The organism is Limosilactobacillus rudii, assembly GCF_014145455.1.
Classification (GTDB): Bacteria; Bacillota; Bacilli; order Lactobacillales; family Lactobacillaceae; genus Limosilactobacillus; species Limosilactobacillus rudii.
Genome location: NZ_JACIVB010000063.1, coordinates 158858 through 178166, shown reverse-complemented (window position 1 = coordinate 178166; position 19309 = coordinate 158858). Strand labels below are relative to the sequence as shown.

Genomic DNA, 19309 nt, shown 5'->3' with positions numbered 1-19309 from the left:
GGCGAGCGAAAGGGGAAGAGCCCAAACCAGTAAGCTTGCTTACTGGGGTTGTAGGACTGAACAATAGAGTTACCAAAGTGCGACGTAGTCGCAACAGTTGGGAAGCTGTGCCAAAGAGGGTGAGAGCCCCGTAGACGAAACGTCACACTCTCTGTTCAGGATCCTGAGTACGGCGGGACACGTGAAACCCCGTCGGAACCCGCGAGGACCATCTCGTAAGGCTAAATACTCCCTAGTGACCGATAGTGAACCAGTACCGTGAGGGAAAGGTGAAAAGCACCCCGGAAGGGGAGTGAAATAGTTCCTGAAACCATGTGCCTACAAGCAGTCGGAGCCCGTTAAAGGGTGACGGCGTGCCTCTTGCAGAATGAACCGGCGAGTTACGATTGCATGCAAGGTTAAGGCGGAAAAGCCGGAGCCGTAGCGAAAGCGAGTCTTAAATGGGCGCAAGAAGTATGTAGTTGTAGACCCGAAACCAGGTGACCTACCCATGTCCAGGTTGAAGGTGCGGTAAAGCGCACTGGAGGACCGAACCCGTGTCAGTTGAAAATGGCTGGGATGAGGTGTGGGTAGCGGTGAAATTCCAAACGAACTTGGAGATAGCTGGTTCTCTCCGAAATCTCTTTAGGGGGAGCCTTGAGGTAAAGAATCGTGGAGGTAGAGCTACTGTTTGGACAAGGGGCCCGTCATGGGTTACCAACTTCAGATAAACTCCGAATGCCATTGATTTATACTCAGGAGTCAGACGATGAGTGATAAGATCCACCGTCGAAAGGGGAACAGCCCAGATCACCAGTTAAGGTCCCAAAATATATGCTAAGTGGAAAAGGATGTGGAGTTGCATAGACAACTAGGATGTTGGCTTAGAAGCAGCCACCATTTAAAGAGTGCGTAATAGCTCACTAGTCGAGTGATCCTGCGCCGAAAATGTACCGGGGCTAAGCATATTACCGAAACTGTGGATGTGCACTACGTGCACGTGATAGGAGAGCGTTCTAAGGGCGGCGAAGTCAGACCGTGAGGACTGGTGGAGCGCTTAGAAGTGAGAATGCCGGTATGAGTAGCGAAAGACAGGTGAGAATCCTGTCCACCGAATGACTAAGGTTTCCTGGGGAAGGCTCGTCCTCCCAGGGTAAGTCGGGACCTAAGCCGAGGCCGAGAGGCGTAGGCGATGGATAACAGGTTGAGATTCCTGTACCAGTTAACTGCGTTAACGATGGAGGGACGCAGGAGGCTAAGCAAACCGTACGAATGGAAGAGTACGGCCAAGCAGTAAGTCAGGATGCGAGTCAAATGTTTGCATCCGGGTTGACAAGCTGTGATGGGGAGCGAAATTAAAGTAGCGAAGTTGCCGATGTCACACTGCCGAGAAAAGCTTCTAAGGAGTAGTTAACTGCCCGTACCGCAAACCGACACAGGTAGTCGAGGAGAGAATCCTAAGGTGAGCGAGAGAACTCTCGTTAAGGAACTCGGCAAAATGACCCCGTAACTTCGGGAGAAGGGGTGCTGGCCGGAAGGTCAGCCGCAGTGAATAGGCCCAGGCGACTGTTTATCAAAAACACAGGTTTCTGCAAAATCGTAAGATGAAGTATAGGGGCTGACGCCTGCCCGGTGCTGGAAGGTTAAAAGGATGGGTTAGCGTAAGCGAAGCTCAGAATTGAAGCCCCAGTAAACGGCGGCCGTAACTATAACGGTCCTAAGGTAGCGAAATTCCTTGTCGGGTAAGTTCCGACCCGCACGAAAGGCGTAACGATCTGGGCGCTGTCTCAACGAGAGACTCGGTGAAATTGAAATCCCTGTGAAGATGCAGGGTACCCGCGACAGGACGGAAAGACCCCATGGAGCTTTACTGTAGCTTGATATTGAGTGTTTGTACTGCTTGTACAGGATAGGTAGGAGCCGTAGAAGTCGGGACGCTAGTTTCGACGGAGGCGCTGGTGGGATACTACCCTTGCAATATGACCACTCTAACCCGCAGCACTGAACGTGCTGGGAGACAGTGTCAGGTGGGCAGTTTGACTGGGGCGGTCGCCTCCCAAAAGGTAACGGAGGCGCCCAAAGGTTCGCTCAGTATGGTTGGAAATCATGCGCAGAGTGTAAAGGCACAAGCGAGCTTGACTGCGAGACAGACAGGTCGAGCAGGGACGAAAGTCGGGCTTAGTGATCCGGTGGTTCCGCATGGAAGGGCCATCGCTCAACGGATAAAAGCTACCCTGGGGATAACAGGCTTATCTCCCCCAAGAGTCCACATCGACGGGGAGGTTTGGCACCTCGATGTCGGCTCATCGCATCCTGGGGCTGTAGTCGGTCCCAAGGGTTGGGCTGTTCGCCCATTAAAGCGGTACGCGAGCTGGGTTCAGAACGTCGTGAGACAGTTCGGTCCCTATCCGTCGCGGGCGTAGGAAATTTGAGAGGACCTGTCCTTAGTACGAGAGGACCGGGATGGACATACCGCTGGTGTACCAGTTGTTCCGCCAGGAGCACCGCTGGGTAGCTAAGTATGGACGAGATAAACGCTGAAAGCATCTAAGTGTGAAACTCGCCTCGAGATGAGATTTCCCATTTCCTTCGGGAAAGTAAGACCCCTCAGAGATGATGAGGTAGATAGGATGGAAGTGGAAGCGCCGTGAGGCGTGGAGCGGACCATTACTAATCGGTCGAGGACTTAACCAAGGAGCGGTGGTTTATTGGAAAAGGGAATAGAGGAAGAGGATAATATTTAGTTTTGAGAGCATAAGCTCTCGTCCGGAAGGACAAAGAGTGTGGTGATGATGGCTTGAAGGATACACCTGTACCCATGCCGAACACAGAAGTTAAGCTTCAACACGCCGAAAGTAGTTGGGGGATCGCTCCCTGCGAGGATAGGACGTTGCCACGCGTTATTCCGGCATAGCTCAGTTGGTAGAGCACCTGACTGTTAATCAGGTTGTCGTCAGTTCGAGTCTGACTGCCGGAGTTATTAATGAGAGGTATCGATTTTAGTTAATCGGTACTTCTTTTTTTATACATCTATGTAAAGCTTTCGATAATACAAGGAAATTCGCAATTTTATTTAATAATTTGAATTAAGTATTTTCACCAGCTAATTAGCATGATATAATAATAAACGTTGATTATTTGCCAACTTAGCTCAGTCGGTAGAGCATCTCCCTCGTAAAGAGAAGGTCGGAGGTTCGATTCCTCTAGTTGGCATTATTAAAGCTCACAAAGTTTATTAATCCTTGATATATTAATGTTTTACGAAGATATATCAAGGATTATTTTTTGTTGTATTTATTGATATGATGGGCTTTATGCTCATTTTTATGTGCATTTCAGTAAGTAAATTAATTATAAGTAATGTTTAGTTGACGCTAGTAGGTAATCAATATATGATACAAATGGATTTTGAAGTACAAAGGTAGGAATTAACCAGCCTACCACTTGCACCACTGTAATTCCTCCCTATCATACTTGATAGTGGAGGTTTTTATTATATGTACACATGTGGCAATTTTAAGTGGTGAAGTATTGATATATCAATGAATATTCGACTAGAACCTTTGAGTTTTTAGTTGCCATTAAAGACTTCAATAAAGTTTGATCCCCCTTGATATAAAGGCACTTTAGCTTTTAATATTGAGGGGTGTTTTTTAGGTGCGCGGTCGGCGTGGGTATTAACTAGGCGGTGAAAGTCCGTATGGGATGTAGTAGTTATGAGGATAAGGGTGTCCACTGCGAAGTGAGATCTGAAGAAAGTCTAAGGCAAAGTACCGCACCGATGAACAAAATGGTACTTACGTCAGATGAAAGTGCAACAAAAGAATAATGACTATGAATTAGAACTCTAAAATAAAAGCCTGACCAGAACGGTCGGGCTTTATTTTTCGTTCAAAATTTGCAGGATAGCTTTACTGAGGCTTTCGGCTTTTGCATAATCATAGCCTTCAAGTTTATTAATTAATTGAGTCAGTTGCGGACCTCTTTTTGTCGGAGTGGTGATATTACCATTTGTCATTAGACTTTCCATTGAAGTGTTAAGAGCGGTGGCTAGTTTTAATAAGGTAGATGAAGAAACGTCACTCGATCCACCACGTTCTAGTCTGGAAATGAAGTTAATTGATAGTTCACTCAATTCAGCTAGTTGTTGTTGAGTCATATTTAATTGATGTCGACGGTTAGCAATGTTTTCACCTAGTAATTTTCTCATAGTTTAATCTCACTTTATTCCTTTTATATCAAGGATATAAGGGAGCTTTTCTATTTGGAACGGAATACATAAATACTTATCGTTGCATATGTGTATTAGTACACATTTTTATATATGCACTGATGTTGATTTAAAACATTGCAAGGTGTACCATAATAGCGGCTACCTAGTCTATAGGTTAAGTAATTATTTTTCTTAGGGAGGAAATATAACAATGACACAGAATCATTTACTCACATCAGTTGCCGTTGCCGGCGCCTTAACTGCCACCGGTGCAGTTGCTACCACCACTACGGCGCACGCTGACGAAACTACACCTGCACAAACTAGTCAGCAAACTAGCGCTCAGCAACAACTTGATAACTTAAAACACCAACAAACCCAAGCAGAAAATACCATGGCCGATAATAACGCTAAGGCCATTCAAGAAGCTCAAACTCAAACCGACCAGCAAACTGCCAAGTTAAATGCGCAGTTAACTACTGCTAAGGCCCAACAAGCTAGTGACCAGCAAACAGCCTTGACAAACGGCCAGCAACAAATTAATGCTAACACCCAAGCGCAAATTGACCAAGAAAATGCCAGCTACAATCAAGCCGTTAAAACCCAAACGGTCGCTAATGAACAGGCCTTGGCTAATGCTAGCCAGCATATTGTTACGCCGGCTCAAAAACAAGAGCAGCTTAACCAAGCTGCGCAACAATATCAAAATGATCAAGCTAAGTTAAACGCGACTAACCAGGCTGATCTTGCCAAGCTAAAAGCTAGCCATGACGTTGACGTTCACAACTTAAACGCTCAAATTACGGCTAACCAAACTCAAGCTCAACAAGCCCACGACCAACGCGTTAAGGATGCCACGGCTCAAGTTGACGGTCAAATCAATGCGACTCAAACCGCTGTTGATCATGCCCAAACTAAGCTCGACGCTTCAAATAAGGCTGTTAACGCTGCTCAAACCACTGTTAATACCGCCAGTGACGCCGTTAAGCACGACCAAACTTTAGTTAACAACGCACAAGCCGCCGTTAATGCGCAAACTAGCACAACTACTAACGACAGCATTGACAACTTAAAAGAAGGTCAGCACTTAACTTACAATCAAGCTTTACAATTGATTGATAAAATTTATCCCCGTATTAAGTTAAACCCTGCATTTGTTGAAGCCTTAAAAGCTGGCAAAGATACCGATGATATTAATCCTGGTGAGTTCGTTTCCGATGGCACATATGACATTCCCGACGGTTTAAACTTTGATCTCGGGTACAATGCCAACGGTAGCTTAGACGCTAAATCTTCTAAACTTCTTTCAATTTACATTATTAAAACCTTAAACTACATGCGCCAACAAATTGGCACTTTGCCATTACAGATCAATGATAAAGCCATCAATGAAGCCACTTGGATTACTGATCAATACACCAAACAAAACTGGATTATTGATGCCGGCCACGATATGACAACAATTCATCAAGCAATGGCTAAATATAACTTAGAAAATATTGGTGAATGTCTAGGCGGAGGTCTAGGTAACAATAATAAAAAATATTTGAATACCAAGGTAAACACCGCATTTAACCTTACAATACAATATTTATATAGTTCAATATTGTCAATGATAACCCAAGATTGGAATAACGGAAATAAAAACGGACATGCAAAAGCAATGCTTGGATTAAGCGTTTCTCAAGGAAAAAACAATGAATTTTTTGCATATAATTCCGACGCATCGAATATCGACTTAAGCCACTTCGAATTCATGTCCTTCGCTGATCCCGCTGACGCCGCCGTGTCTGATTCCTTAGATTACGTGCCAAACCAAGTTGACGCCACGGCCAAGGCTAACTTAGCTAAAACTCAGCAACAGCTTGCCGCTGATCAAGCTAAACTCAATCAAACTCAAGCCGCATTAACAGCCGCTCAGCAACAAGCTAACAACGATCAAAACGCCCTTAACGACGCCAAGGCTAAGTTAGCTACCTTAAAGAGCAATCGTGATCTTAATATCAATACCTTAGCCGGCAATGCTGCTCCGGATAACGCTCACGTTACCCAGTTAAAGCAACAACTTGCTGCCGTCGAGACTAAATACAATAACGACGTCAAGCACGCTAACGAACAGTTCGTTGCCAACAAGAACAAGTTAGAACAGGATTATCAAGCTAAGATTACCCAAATTAAGGTCCAACCTGAATCTAACAATGATCTTAAAGCTCAGTTAGACGCCAAGTTAGCGGCCTTAAGAAAGAATCACGAAACTAAATTAGCCAACATCAAAGCTGATGCTGATCAAAAGTTAACTGTGTTAAAGCAACAAGTTGCTAAACTCGACGATGACAAGATTAACGCCATTCAAAGTCAAATCAACCAATTACAACTTGAATTGACTAACAAGAAGCACCAACTTGACCAACAATTAACTAACTTAAAGAACCAACATGCCATTGAATATCAACAATTGCATGACAAGCTCTTTACTAAGAATGATCCATCGGCCGCTGCCAAGGGTCAACAAGACCACTACACCACTGATCACGGTCAAGAAGTTGTCTTGAAGCCGGATACGAAAGACGATAGTTCTGAAACAGAAAAAGTTGAAGTAGTTTCAACTAGTTTTAATAAAGGAGTTACTAATTCTTCCGTTCATATGACTCGGGAACAATATAGAAAATTACCGCAAACTGGTAATAATAATTCGCTGGCAGTAATAGCATTAGGTGTAATTAGCTCGATGTTTGGTATTAGTTTGGTTGCTAAAAAACGTGAGCAATAAACTATAATACGACTTTGTTTTAGTATTTAGTAAAGGTAGAGTGAGGCTTTATGAAAGATAAGATAAATGAAACTACGAAAGCGGTTAATAGTACCTCAACATCAGAAAAAGTGTCAGAGGACAAGAAAGAAGATCTGCAAAATGATGAGGAGACTCCTAAAAAACAGATAGAGGAAATACCATTAGATGTGGATGAAGATTTAAATGAATTCTTAAAACAGAGAGACATCAAGAATAATATAGCTGCATTGCGTAAAGCTTATCGTATAAAACGTTTAGTAGCAGATATTCCCTTTGGTGTATTTATAATATTTTTGTTACTGTGCATAAGATGTAGGAATTTGTGGATTATAATGGGGCTGATTGTTTTAGGATATGCTATTTGTGGGTATTGTTATTACAAATTGCGAAGAAGAGGAAACCGCAAATTTTCAACTGCTTCTCGTGATATGATTAATTCAGTACAGGAGATTTTTGAAAATGATGAATTTAGAGATAAGGAACAATACCTGTATTTTATATTGTCACAGCGAATTAAAGAGAGACAGAGACTCGATAATCAATTTGAAAAAATAATGAAAATAATTAGTGGAATCTTGAAATTACCTCTTCTATTAGGTGTTATTGTTGAAGGGATAATAATAGTCAAGGCTGGTACAAGTATTGATAGCAAAATGATAACTTATGATTTAATAGTTATAGCAATTATTATTATCATAGGAATAGTTGTAGACTTGTTCAACTATTTGACATCCGATTCTTATTATTTGATACATCAAACGCTACTTGCTGGTATTAAGAAGTCTATTAGTAAAAAGGCGTAAGTAAATAAAAGCCCCGGATTATCCGGGGCTTTTTTATTAGAACAATAAATAACAACCTTTTAATGTAATTTCAAAGTCACCGCTAATAGTATTAAGCGCTAATTCCCAACCGACATCTTTACTATTTGATTCATTAAGATAGGTCACAACCTTATTTAAATAAGGAGCAAACTTTATAATATCGATTCCAATTCTTCCTGTTAATCTTAATTCGTCAGTTTGCTCAGCAGAAAGTTGATAACCAACTTGTAATTCTAGGTCTTCTTTGACTTCCTCCACGCGTTTATTAATTGTCTCTTGTAAATTTAACATAATAACGTACCTCCTGATTTTGTTATCAGAAGCTGTTCAGTCGGGTACCGACTTCAGTTACTTTTTGATTTGCGCTTAGCATTCATCGTAAGGTCTTTTCGTATACTTAGATATACATTTATTAATAATGATTTTTATTGGTATTTTAGTTATACTAAACATAACCTAAATAAAAGGAGTGTAGCTGAATGGAAATCACAATCAATGGTGAAAAGCATCAATTAGTTGGTAATCCGCCTAAAGTAGGTGATGAATTCCCTCATTTTAAGGTTTTTGATAAGAATAACCATAAGATTAAAATGAAAGAATTACTTGGTAAGGTTACCTTATTGAGTGTAGTTCCTGATATTAATACACCAGTATGTAGCATTCAGACTAAGCACTTTAACTCAACAATGGATCAGTTTAGCGATGTTAACTTTTTAACTATTTCAACTAATACCATTGCAGATCAGCAAAAGTGGTGTGCTGCTGAAGGCGTTAAGAAGATGCAATTAGTTGCTGATACTGAAGAATCGTTTGGTTATGAATCAAAGTTATTAATTCTAGATGAAGGAATTCTAGCACGGTCGGTTTGGATTCTTGATAAAAATGGTAAAGTTGTTTATCGGGAGATTGTTAGCGAATTAGTCGACGAACCAGATTATGATCAAGCAATTACAGCATTAAAAGAACAATTGAAAAAATAAAGGTTTAAAAACGAGACTTCATTACATTAAAAGATGTGGTGAAGTCTCGCTTTTGATTATTTCTGTGTTTCCTTTTCCATATGTTTCTTTCCCCATTCAAAAAGATCGCCCATTGTGTAGATTAAACTCTTTCCTGTATCAGTTAAGTGATAGGTAACTGATGGCGGAACGGTTCCTTTGGATACACGTTTGAGTAAGCCATCCTCTTCTAATTCACGGAGACTCTTTGTTAGCATCGTATTCGTAATTGAGCCAATACTGCGTTTTAGTTCGTTGTAGTGCTGACCATCGTTAAGCATCAAATACCACATGACGGGGATTTTCCACTTTGAGCCGATAATCTTCATTGAGTAAAGTATTGGACATTCCTTAGGCATATTTTCATGAAAGTATTTTATTTTCTTATCGAATTCATTTTGATCCATTTTAATCCCTCCAAATAAATTTAAAGGAAGAAAAAAGTGCGTACTTGTCCTTCTCTTTCTATCAAGATACAATTACTTTTGTACTTAGTCAAGAGATAAAGGAGTGAATAAAATGCCATTTATTATGTCACGAGTAAATATTAAGATTCCTAAGAATAAGGAACTAATGTTAAAGAAGAGATTAGGATTAGCGATTGCAAATGTCCCCGGAAAAAGTGAGGATGTCTTAATGGTTGGTTTTCAAGATAATTACCCACTTTACTTACGTGGAAAAGGTGATGAACCTCTAGCGTATATTGAAGTAAGTATTTTTGGTACTGAAAATCATATTGGTTACGAAGGACTAAATGCTGATATTACTAAAGCATTTTATGACATTTTAGGTATCCAGCCTGATCATTTATATATTAAATATGATGATATTAGCAGTTGGGGTGTACAGGGACAGTATATTGACCGACGAGATTATCTATAGTAAGTTATTAATTTTTTTAGCCTTTAAGGAAGAAAAAAGTGCGTACTTTAAAAAATATCTCTAGAAGATAAAATGAATATAACAATAAAAAACAAAGGAGTTTTCAATTATGAACAAAAAATATGAACCACTATTTCAACCATATACACTCAATAATGGTGTTGAAATTAAAAATCGTCTCGTTGTTGCTCCATTAACAGTTTATGATGCAGGCCCTGATGGTGAATTAACACCTGCATCAATAAAGTTTTGGCATGATCGCTTTAACGGTTTTGGAATGTGGATAATTCCATTTACAAATGTTCACCCAAGCGGAATCGGTTTTGAATCACCGAATGCTTTTAGTGAAGATCATCTTGAAAACTTAAAGGAATATGCACGGATTTCACACGAACAAGGTGCTAAGGCAGTTATTCAATTAGCCCATGCTGGTGTTCACGCTGATAAGTCAATGACCCGTGGTAACGGAGTGTGGGGCCCAAGTGAGTTATCATACTTTGGCGCTCGTGAAATGACTGATGCAGAAGTTCGCGAAATCGTTCATTCATTTGCTTATGCGACTGAACTAGCGATTCGGGCTGGACTTGATGGTGTCGAAATTCACGGTGCAAACGGTTGGTTGATTCAACAATTTGTTTCAGCAACTTACAATCACCGGACAGACCACTGGGGAGGAACAATGGAAAAGCGTTTCAACTTCCCACTGGCAATAATTGACGCAGTTGATGAAGTACGACAAAAATATAATCGTCCTGATTTTATTGTTGGCTACCGCTTCTCACCAGAAGAACCGGGGGCAGACGGTTTAACAATGAAAGAAACGCTTGCACTTGTAGATCGGTTGGTTGAGAAGCCGCTACAATACATTCACATTTCTTTGTGGAACTTCTACAAGAAGGTACGCCGTGGTGGCGATCAAAATGTTACCCGGATGGAAGCAGTTCACCGTCGTATTAATGGTCAAGTACCATTTATCGGTGTTGGTGACCTCTTTGCCGAAGAAAATGGATTGAAAGCCTTTAATACAGGATGGGCTGATTTCCTTGCCGTTGGTGGAGCAGTTGAATTGAATCCGCACCTTGTCCAAATGATTAAGGATGGTAAGGAAGATGAGGTTCAAAGTGAATTTGACTGGAATAAGATGGACTCTTATCGGTTCACGCCAGCAATGCTTTATGGGACATTAGCTGGTAATGCAATGTTTCCAAAGGTTAAGCAACGATAGGAGGAATTGATGATAATGGCAAAATTAACAATTACAACAGTTACCGACCCGATGATGGGGATGCTATGGGAAACATGGCCAACAATGAGAAAACTTGAAACGCATTACGGTGACCAAATTGATTTTAAATTTATGATGGGGCAGTTGGTAAAAAATGTATATGACCTTGTTGATCCGAACGTGACCCAAATGTATGGAAAAAAAGTTGCTCTTAATCAATACTGGACACGGTTAATGCAGGTATATTTGCAAGAAGAACAAATTGCAGGAATGCCAATTTACATGGGTGGAAATGAACGGCTTTTTGATGAAGAACACCTTTCGTCAGTTCCACTTAATCTTGGCTTTTTAGCGATTGCTGGTAATGATTCTGAAAAAGAAAATCAAGTTCTTTATGAAATGCAATATGACACAGTTGTTAATAATTTACAAACTAACGATATTAAATATTTAACAGCACTAGCCAGTAAATTTGGAATAGACCAATCACAATTTGAATCACGTTATAATTCGACTGGCGTTAAAGGGCATTTGGCACAGTCACAGCAAATTATGCAACAAATGAAGATTGATCAATTGCCTGCTTATATTCTTACTTATAACGGAAAATCATATATCATTAAAGGAATTCCCAAATATGATGAATGGCAAAGGTTAATTAAGCAAGTTACAGATGACGAGATAAAAGCAAGCAGGATCGAAGCAAATAGCGAAACTATTAATGCTTTCATAAATTGCCATCCCCACATTTCAAGTCTTGAGTTAAAGGAAGCATTTGATGTTGAAGAAAAAGACGTTGTCGAATTGTTGAAGGAGACTCCATTAGAAAAAGAGAAAGTTAAGTCAACTATTTTTTATCGTAAAGCATAATGAAAGGAGGATAAGAGGATGAAGCGATTATCACTTCCAACTAAACGGGGGAGTGTCTTAACGGGAGTCTTATTTGATGCTCCTGCGCATGTTGCTCCTAATCCCTCAACAGTGGTGATTGCCATCACTGGAATCCATGGAAATTTTTATTCCAATCCCTTTTATGTAAATATTGGAAAAACACTATCAGCAGCTGGAATAGATTTTATCTACGCGCAGACAGCTGATGCGTTTGGTGAAATTCCTACCCTGAATGTTAAAACAGGAAAGCAGGAAATAATTGGTTCATGGAACGAGGACTTTAATAATACTGATGAAGATATTGAAGCCTATTTGGATTATGCCAGCCAGCAAGGATACCAGAATATTATTTTAGCTGGGCATTCACTTGGTGCTAATAAAGTTATTTACTATTTATCACGTCACCATGACTCACGAATCAAACACTTTATTTTCCTGAGTCCTGCTAATTTGGAGTATTTGACTAGCGTTGTAACTGAAGAGGAAAAGAATGAAATTTTAGCGCAACGGAAACGCGGTGAAGGTGATCAGCGGATGTCATTTAATTTGCTCGGCTGGATCCCAGGAACTGCTAACACCGACTATCAGTGGGTTTTTGATAATATCTTGGATAATGTCCATGTGGAACCAGAAAAGGACTTTTCACAAATCAAAGCAATCACCCATAGCGGGGCACTAATAATTGGTGGTTATGACCGCTTTACCTATGGCGACCCGCAAAAGTTTCTTGAAAACATCAATGATCATATGCAGACTGCAAAGCAAAATAAGTTAGTTGTTATCCCTGAGACTGGGCATACTTATCAGCAAAAAGAACAGCAATTGGCTGATGAACTGCTTAAATTGTTAAAAATGTGGGGATACTAATCAAAGGAAAGGGGAGAAAATCCAATGAAAAAGAAATATGAAGTCCTTTTTAAGCCGTATACGTTTAACAATGGCGTGGAAATTAAAAACAGACTAGTTGTTGCACCACTTACAATTTATGATTCTGGTAAGAATGGTGAGCTGACACCAACAGCGCGTAATTTCTGGCGTGATCGTTTCCGTGGTTTTGGAATGTATATCATGCCGTTTACTAATGTGGCGCCAAGCGGAATAGGGTTTGAATCCCCCAATGCCTTTGATGAGTCAAGCCTTGCAACATTGCAAGAGTATGTAAAAATTGCCCATGAACAAGGGGCTAAGATTGTTATGCAACTTGCTCATTCTGGTTATAAAGCAAAGAAATGGATGACAAAGGGGCATCCGGTGGTATCACCAACGGGAGATTCCCGTGGTCATGCACGGACGATGACTGGAACGGAAGTCAAGCAGATGGTCGCTAATTTTGCCAATGCGGCAGAACTAGGACTTCGTGCGGGAATGGATGGCGTTGAAATTCAAGGCTCAAATGGCTGGCTGATTGAACAGTTTTTTGCTGGTAATATCAACCACCGAAATGATGAATGGGGCGGAAGCTTTGCCGGCCGGCTTAAGTTTCCACTTGCGATTATTGACGCGATTGATGAAGTACGGAAGAAATATAATCGTCCTGACTTTATCATTGGTTATCGTTTCTCGCCAGAACGACCACGCCAAGGCTTTACGATGGAGGATACATTATCATTAGTGGATGAGCTTGTTAAGAAACCTTTACAGTACCTGCACATTTCATTACTTGGCTTCTATTCTCATCCACGACGCGGAGCAGATAAAAAATTAACTCGGATGCAGGTGTACCATGAACGAATCAGTGGAAAGTTACCATTAATAGGTGTTGGTTCGCTGAAAACGGCTGACCAAATCTTGGAGGCTTATAATACTGGTTGGGCAGACTTAATAGCTGTTGGCTGGGCGGTAATGTTAAATCCTAATTTGATTGACCTGATAAAGAATGATCATGAAGACCAAATTGAGACCAGTTTTAACTGGAAACATGCTGCTCATTACCGCTATACACCAGCAATGTTGCAAGCAGAGCATGATCATTTGGATATGGCAATTCACAACCCTCGTCCGGTTAGAAAAAATTAATAGGAAGAAGGGGTGGATGATGCTTGGAGCACTTGAAGTAAGTACTAAAACGGGAACAGTATTAAAGGGCAATATTTTTAAGACCCCCGGATCCCAGACCGTTGTTATTTTGATTACAGGTGTAGAAGGAAATATTCGTAATAATCCGTTTTATACGGTCATTGGAAAAAAGTTACAGCAAGAAAAAGTTGATTTAATTATTGGTCACACTCGTGATGCCTTTAATCGGGTGGCTGCTTTCAATGCGAAGACCAAGGTAAAAGAAATTTATGGTGCATTTGATGAAGATTTTGGGAAAAGTGATGACGATGTTGAAGCTTATCTAACTTATGCTCGCAATGCAGGGTATTCACATATTATATTAGGTGGACAATCCTTTGGTGCTAATAAGGTTATTCATTACCTTGCTAACCATCACAGTACTAATATTGAACATTTCCTATTGATGAGTCCGGTTGATGTTGAAGTTTTAAGAAAAAGTATTACTAACCGCCAACGACAGATAATTGATGAATACCTAGTTAATGGGGATGACAATAAAATTCTCCCATTTCGAATGTTTCGGTGGTTGACCAGTACGGCTATCAATGCCAAACGCTGGTTGGATGATGACACACTTAATAATGTTCATGCCGCCAATGATGGTGATTTTAGTCAATTAGAACATGTCAATTATAATGGGGCAATGCTCATTGGGATGTATGACCGGTTTGCCGGTAATTCGCCAAAACGATATTTGGAAAATCTCAATGCCCATTTGTTGAATAAAAGTGAGAATACATTGATATATATCCCTAATACTGGTCATATTTATAGTCACCAGGAAGAACGGGTTGCCCAGGAGATTAAAAAGTTACTGAAAAACTGGCGGTTGCTTAAAAATGGGTGAGTTAAATGTTTAATTATTGTCCGCAATGTGGAAACTCGTTGGTATGGAAAAAATATAAAGGACGACAGCGAAAAGTATGTCCTAACTGTCATTATGTTCATTGGAGTAATGAGAAAATAAGTGTTGGCGGTCTTGTCGCTAGGGATAAGCAGATATTGCTGGTGCAGCGAGCACAAAGACCGGGAAAAGGATTATGGACAATTCCAGGTGGCTTTGTTGAACAAGAGGAAACGATGCAAGAGGCAATTAAACGAGAAATTAAAGAAGAAACAGGGGTAATTGCAGAACCGCAACGGATAGTATCAACTGCTGAGATTCCAGAGAAAAAGTGCCATGAGATATATGTCACATTTGCTTTAGCATTTGTTAGTGGGGATGTTGTAATTCAACATAGTGAGATTTTAGAAGCACATTTTTTTACTTTAACGCAAGCTATGGACCTACCACTAGCAGATCTAACTCGTCAATTGTTGACTAATAACAGTGCTAACCATCTTAGTCCATTAGGCATAAAACCTGAGTTAGCCAATGGCTTTTACTTATACGGGTAAGTAAAATTTAAAATAATTGTTTTCAATAACTCGTCAACATGATATAATAATTTGTGTTGATAAGTTATTCCGGCATAGCTCAGTTGGTAGAGCACCTGACTGTTAATCAGGTTGTCGTCAGTTCGAGTCTGACTGCCGGAGTTATAGTAGATGTTAGCCTAATTTTAAGGTTAGCATCTTTTTTTATTTCACTTTTTAAATTTATATTTAATAACTGTTTTACCTAAAACTGTATGTTTCGCTGCTAAATAAATAATTGTCCTATCAAAAAAATTGTAGAAAGTGTGAGAGGAGCATATACTAAAAATGTAGTTAGTGTATGGCTTAAGAGAATGGAGGCTTAATAATGCAATTTAGTAAGGCAATTTTATTAGTAACAAGTATTTTTGCAATTGGTCTATGTTCAAGTGGTTGTAGCAATAATTCTAGTACTAGTAGCAGTAAAAGCAGTAGTTCTCAATCATCCGCGACTAAGAAAACAGAAGCACAGATTGTGGGCTCTTATCGTGATGATGCTGATGGAGCCGCTATAACATTAAATTCTGACGGAACGGGGACCTATGTAATGGCTAACCCAACGAAAGCGGATATTCATGATCAGTTGACGTGGAAGAAAGAAAAGAATAATTACATTATCAATTTAAATGATAGTAATTATGATACGCCGATTGATGCACGATTGAATGAAGATAATTTAAGCTTAGTTGGGAATGATGAATGGCCTAATCAATCGTTCCGACGGGTACATGGTGATTTTAACATTGATGATTTCTTAAATGAACAGCACTCGAAGAATAGTAATTCATCAAAGAATACGGAACCTAAAGAGTCATCGTCACATGCACGAGCGGCCTTAAAAAAGTGGGCCAAGGATCATCACAAAGATAGTAAGAAGATTGACTCACTAAAGGCGACGACTGACTTATCCGAGCCGGATGAAGGATGGGCATTTGTTGATGACAATGGTACTGAATATGCGATTGTACGAAATGGAAAAGTATATCCACGACCGGTTATTGATAACGATGATTCATCAAATTAATTTCTAATACAACAAAGTTAATTAAATGAAGGATAATAGCTCATATACCCTCCTTACTTCTCATCAAAAACTTATTTTTTAATTGACGATGTTTTAAAACACGTTTATAATAGTACTATTCTGAATTTTATTGTTAAAGTTTTTTAATATTTGGAATGAGTATCCAATTAACGGGTTGTTAATTGAAAAGCGAAATTATTTGGAGGAATTATATGAGTAAACAGAAAAATTTGGATACCTCCTTCTTCGGGCAACCACGTGGATTGTCCACCCTGTTCTTCACTGAAATGTGGGAACGGTTTAGTTACTACGGAATGCGGGCTATCCTTTTATTCTACATGTACTATGCTGTTACTAAGGGTGGTTTGGGAATGGACCAAGCTACCGCAGCATCGATCATGTCTATCTATGGATCATTAGTTTACTTAGCTAGTGTTGTCGGTGGATGGCTTTCTGACCGTGTTTGGGGATCGCGGAGAACGGTTTTCATCGGTGGTGTCCTGATTATGTTTGGACATATTGCGTTGTCATTACCGTTTGGTGTGTCTGCACTGTATGTATCAATTGCTTTAATTGTTATTGGTACTGGTTTATTAAAGCCAAATGTTTCTGAAATGGTCGGGGGATTATATAGTCCAGAAGATCGTCGTCGTGACTCTGGGTTCAGTATGTTTGTCTTTGGTATCAACTTAGGGGCAGCCGTTGCTCCATGGGCTGTTCCGTGGGCCGCTAATGGATTTGGGCTAAACCTCTTCCATGGTGAGATGAACTTCCATGCTGGTTTCTCATTAGCCGCTATCGGAATGTTCTTTGGCTTAGTTCAGTATGTTGTTGACGGCCGTAAGTATCTTTCTAAAGACAGTTTGTATGCGGATGACCCGATTGATAAGGAAAGTTTACGCCCCGTTATTATTTGGACAATCGTGGGAGTAATTGCCTTAGTTGTAATCCTCGGCTTACTCGCTGCAATGGGCCAGTTAAATATTACCAACATTATTACTTTAATTACGATCATTGCGATTGCATTGCCAATTTACTACTTTGTAATGATGCTAAATTCCAAGAAAGTTACAAAGGATGAAAAGTCACGGGTTGTTGCTTATATTCCACTTTTTATTGCCGCTGCAATTTTCTGGGCAATTGAAGAGTCTGGTTCTGTTGTTTTAGCTCTTTTTGCTGAACAACGGACAGTGTTACACATTGGTGGCTGGCACTTTGCTGCTGCTAACTTCCAGACGTTAAACCCATTATTCATCATGATCCTAACACCATTCTTCGTAATGCTTTGGGATCGCTGGAAAAAACAGCCAAGTGCCCCTGGTAAATTCGCTGCTGGGTTAGTAATTGCTGGTCTTTCATATGTATGGATGGCATTACCGGCAATGATTCATGGTACTACTGCTGGACGGGTTAGTCCTTTCTGGTTAGTTGGTTCATGGTTTATCGTGGAAATTGCTGAAATGTTGATTTCTCCAATTGGTCTTTCAGTTACGACTAAATTGGCGCCAAACGCATTTAAGTCCCAGATGATGAGTATGTGGTTTTTAGCTGATGCTGCTGGACAAGCGGTTAATGCTCAAATCGTTAAGTACTATTCATCAGCTACAGAAGTCCCTTACTTCTTAATTATCGGGGCTGTAAGTATTGTCTTCGGATTAATCCTCTGCTTGTTTGTTAAGAAGATTCATGCTTTAATGGACGGGGTAGAGTAAATATTAAATAGGGAGCTTGAGAAGTCTTTTATGCCTCCAAAACACAATAAGACTCCAGAGTTCGGTCTTGCCGAGCACTGGGGTCTTATTTACATACCACATTGATGGTATATTTAACTGACTGGAAATTTAAATGAAAGAAGGTCTTATATGAGAATTGCAGTAAGCAGTGATTTGCATTTAGATTTGAACCATGCAGAAATAGCAAATTTCATTACCCAACAAGTGGATTATTTAACGACTATGAAGGTTGATTACTATTTTTCATTGGGGGATATGTTTAATGATTTTGCTAAAACAGAGGAATATTTTAAGCAATTGCAACAGCAACTTCCTACTACCCAAGTTTTTTATTTAGCTGGTAACCATGACATGTTGAAAAATGTTACTTATAATCAGCTTGAGAATCTTGCGGATCCCCATTACTTGCATAATCATTTTATTGATCTTCCAAAAACTAACTGGCGAGTAATCGGCAATAATGGCTGGTATGATTATTCTTTCTCACAATATTATGGTTTTCCCGATAAGGTTGCTAGGTGGAAAAAAGCATATTGGATTGACCGCAATATTAGTCAGCCCATGAGTGATCAAGCACGAATGATTAATGTTTTAACTCAAGTTCGCCAACAATTGACTGCTGCTCAAATAAGCGGAAAACAAGTTTTATTTATGACTCACTTTGCGCCTGAAGCTGTGTTGCTTCCTCAAAAAATACCTTCTCAGCGGAAACGTCGACGAATGTGGGAAATGGTTAAGGCGATGATGGGCAGCCAAAAATTAGGAGATTTATTAGCTGAATTTCCAGTGGTTCGCCAAGTTTTTTATGGTCATTTGCACTATGCGCCCGCACTAACTACGATTAATGGGATTGCGTATCGGAATTGTGCAGTTGGTGTTCAGCGCAAGAATAGGGGAACCTGGCAAGACAAAAGCTTATTAAATCAATGGATTAGCCGTCTTTATTTTACACAACTCTAATTTTTTTGAGAAAATAGAAAAAAACTCTTGCAATGAAGATAGAAATTAGGTATTATAATAAACGTTGATTGATATGAGTTATCAATTACGTTACTTCATGGAGGAGTAGCGAAGTCTGGTTAAACGCGACGGTCTGTAAAACCGTTCCTTCGGGTTCGGCGGTTCGAATCCACCCTCCTCCACTTTATTATTGGGCTATAGCCAAGCGGTAAGGCAACGGTTTTTGGTACCGTCATGCGCTGGTTCGAATCCAGCTAGCCCAACTGTATTAAAGCTGTGACATGTATGTGTCGCGGCTTTTTTGTTACATTTTAT

Annotated in this window: 16 protein-coding genes, 5 tRNA genes and 2 rRNA genes; 20 read left to right on the top strand and 3 right to left on the bottom strand. The window is 40.1% G+C overall.

Features of this window, described 5'->3' with window-relative positions:
• The 4 genes from H5S39_RS11480 to H5S39_RS11465 all read left to right on the top strand — a co-directional run.
• Positions 1–2673 (top strand): 23S ribosomal RNA (locus tag H5S39_RS11480); the annotation flags it as partial.
• Between the two features lie 88 nt (positions 2674–2761).
• A 5S ribosomal RNA gene (rrf, locus tag H5S39_RS11475) occupies positions 2762–2878 on the top strand.
• Positions 2879–2883: 5 nt separating this feature from the next.
• A tRNA-Asn gene (locus H5S39_RS11470) sits at positions 2884–2956 on the top strand.
• Between the two features lie 163 nt (positions 2957–3119).
• Positions 3120–3192 (top strand) — tRNA-Thr (locus H5S39_RS11465).
• A 667-nt stretch (positions 3193–3859) separates the two neighbouring features.
• On the opposite strand, the gene H5S39_RS11460 is transcribed toward H5S39_RS11465, so the two are convergent.
• Complete coding sequence (locus H5S39_RS11460) at positions 3860–4189, bottom strand: helix-turn-helix domain-containing protein (RefSeq protein WP_182597193.1); 330 nt, start codon at positions 4187–4189, stop codon at positions 3860–3862.
• Between the two features lie 214 nt (positions 4190–4403).
• Here H5S39_RS11460 and H5S39_RS11455 point away from each other — a divergent pair, with 214 nt between their 5' ends.
• Positions 4404–6962, top strand: coding sequence for an SEC10/PgrA surface exclusion domain-containing protein (locus H5S39_RS11455; protein ID WP_182597192.1), 2559 nt, complete (start codon positions 4404–4406; stop codon positions 6960–6962).
• Between the two features lie 50 nt (positions 6963–7012).
• A complete protein-coding gene (locus H5S39_RS11450; RefSeq protein WP_182597191.1) occupies positions 7013–7786 on the top strand; it encodes a hypothetical protein in 774 nt (257 codons plus the stop codon).
• A 36-nt stretch (positions 7787–7822) separates the two neighbouring features.
• Here the strand turns inward: H5S39_RS11450 and H5S39_RS11445 are convergent, their stop codons facing one another.
• Positions 7823–8098, bottom strand: coding sequence for a hypothetical protein (locus tag H5S39_RS11445; RefSeq protein WP_182597190.1), 276 nt, complete (start codon positions 8096–8098; stop codon positions 7823–7825).
• A gap of 188 nt (positions 8099–8286) precedes the next feature.
• Between H5S39_RS11445 and tpx the strand changes: the two genes are divergently transcribed.
• Entirely contained in the window at positions 8287–8787 is a 501-nt protein-coding gene (gene tpx, locus H5S39_RS11440; RefSeq protein ID WP_182597189.1) for a thiol peroxidase, read from the top strand.
• 56 nt (positions 8788–8843) lie between these two features.
• Here tpx and H5S39_RS11435 read toward each other — a convergent pair whose 3' ends face one another.
• On the bottom strand, positions 8844–9212 hold the full coding sequence (locus H5S39_RS11435; RefSeq protein ID WP_182597188.1) for a winged helix-turn-helix transcriptional regulator: 369 nt from the start codon (positions 9210–9212) through the stop codon (positions 8844–8846).
• Positions 9213–9324: 112 nt separating this feature from the next.
• Between H5S39_RS11435 and H5S39_RS11430 the strand changes: the two genes are divergently transcribed.
• The 13 genes from H5S39_RS11430 to H5S39_RS11370 all read left to right on the top strand — a co-directional run bounded on the left by H5S39_RS11430 (position 9325) and on the right by H5S39_RS11370 (position 19257).
• On the top strand, positions 9325–9687 hold the full coding sequence (locus H5S39_RS11430) for a phenylpyruvate tautomerase MIF-related protein (protein ID WP_182597187.1): 363 nt from the start codon (positions 9325–9327) through the stop codon (positions 9685–9687).
• A gap of 109 nt (positions 9688–9796) precedes the next feature.
• Positions 9797–10912 carry an NADH-dependent flavin oxidoreductase gene (locus tag H5S39_RS11425; RefSeq protein WP_182597186.1) on the top strand — a complete coding sequence of 372 codons (1116 nt, stop codon included), beginning with the start codon at positions 9797–9799 and terminating at the stop codon, positions 10910–10912.
• A gap of 15 nt (positions 10913–10927) precedes the next feature.
• A complete protein-coding gene (locus H5S39_RS11420) occupies positions 10928–11782 on the top strand; it encodes a DsbA family protein (protein WP_182597185.1) in 855 nt (284 codons plus the stop codon).
• Between the two features lie 18 nt (positions 11783–11800).
• Complete coding sequence (locus tag H5S39_RS11415; protein WP_182597184.1) at positions 11801–12670, top strand: alpha/beta fold hydrolase; 870 nt, start codon at positions 11801–11803, stop codon at positions 12668–12670.
• Between the two features lie 24 nt (positions 12671–12694).
• A complete protein-coding gene (locus tag H5S39_RS11410) occupies positions 12695–13819 on the top strand; it encodes an NADH-dependent flavin oxidoreductase (protein WP_182597183.1) in 1125 nt (374 codons plus the stop codon).
• A gap of 16 nt (positions 13820–13835) precedes the next feature.
• Positions 13836–14708 carry a DUF1749 domain-containing protein gene (locus H5S39_RS11405; protein WP_182597182.1) on the top strand — a complete coding sequence of 291 codons (873 nt, stop codon included), beginning with the start codon at positions 13836–13838 and terminating at the stop codon, positions 14706–14708.
• Positions 14709–14713: 5 nt separating this feature from the next.
• A complete protein-coding gene (locus H5S39_RS11400; RefSeq protein WP_259407333.1) occupies positions 14714–15259 on the top strand; it encodes an NUDIX hydrolase in 546 nt (181 codons plus the stop codon).
• A 68-nt stretch (positions 15260–15327) separates the two neighbouring features.
• A tRNA-Asn gene (locus tag H5S39_RS11395) sits at positions 15328–15400 on the top strand.
• Between the two features lie 205 nt (positions 15401–15605).
• A complete protein-coding gene (locus tag H5S39_RS11390; RefSeq protein ID WP_182597180.1) occupies positions 15606–16301 on the top strand; it encodes a lipocalin/fatty acid-binding family protein in 696 nt (231 codons plus the stop codon).
• Between the two features lie 212 nt (positions 16302–16513).
• The gene (locus tag H5S39_RS11385; RefSeq protein WP_182597179.1) at positions 16514–18013 is read left to right on the top strand and encodes a peptide MFS transporter; all 1500 of its coding nucleotides are present in this window, start codon (positions 16514–16516) and stop codon (positions 18011–18013) included.
• 150 nt (positions 18014–18163) lie between these two features.
• Complete coding sequence (locus tag H5S39_RS11380; protein WP_182597178.1) at positions 18164–18994, top strand: metallophosphoesterase; 831 nt, start codon at positions 18164–18166, stop codon at positions 18992–18994.
• Between the two features lie 99 nt (positions 18995–19093).
• Positions 19094–19176: transfer RNA gene (locus H5S39_RS11375), tRNA-Tyr, on the top strand.
• 9 nt (positions 19177–19185) lie between these two features.
• Positions 19186–19257, top strand: a tRNA-Gln gene (locus tag H5S39_RS11370).
• Positions 19258–19309: the final 52 nt, after the last annotated feature.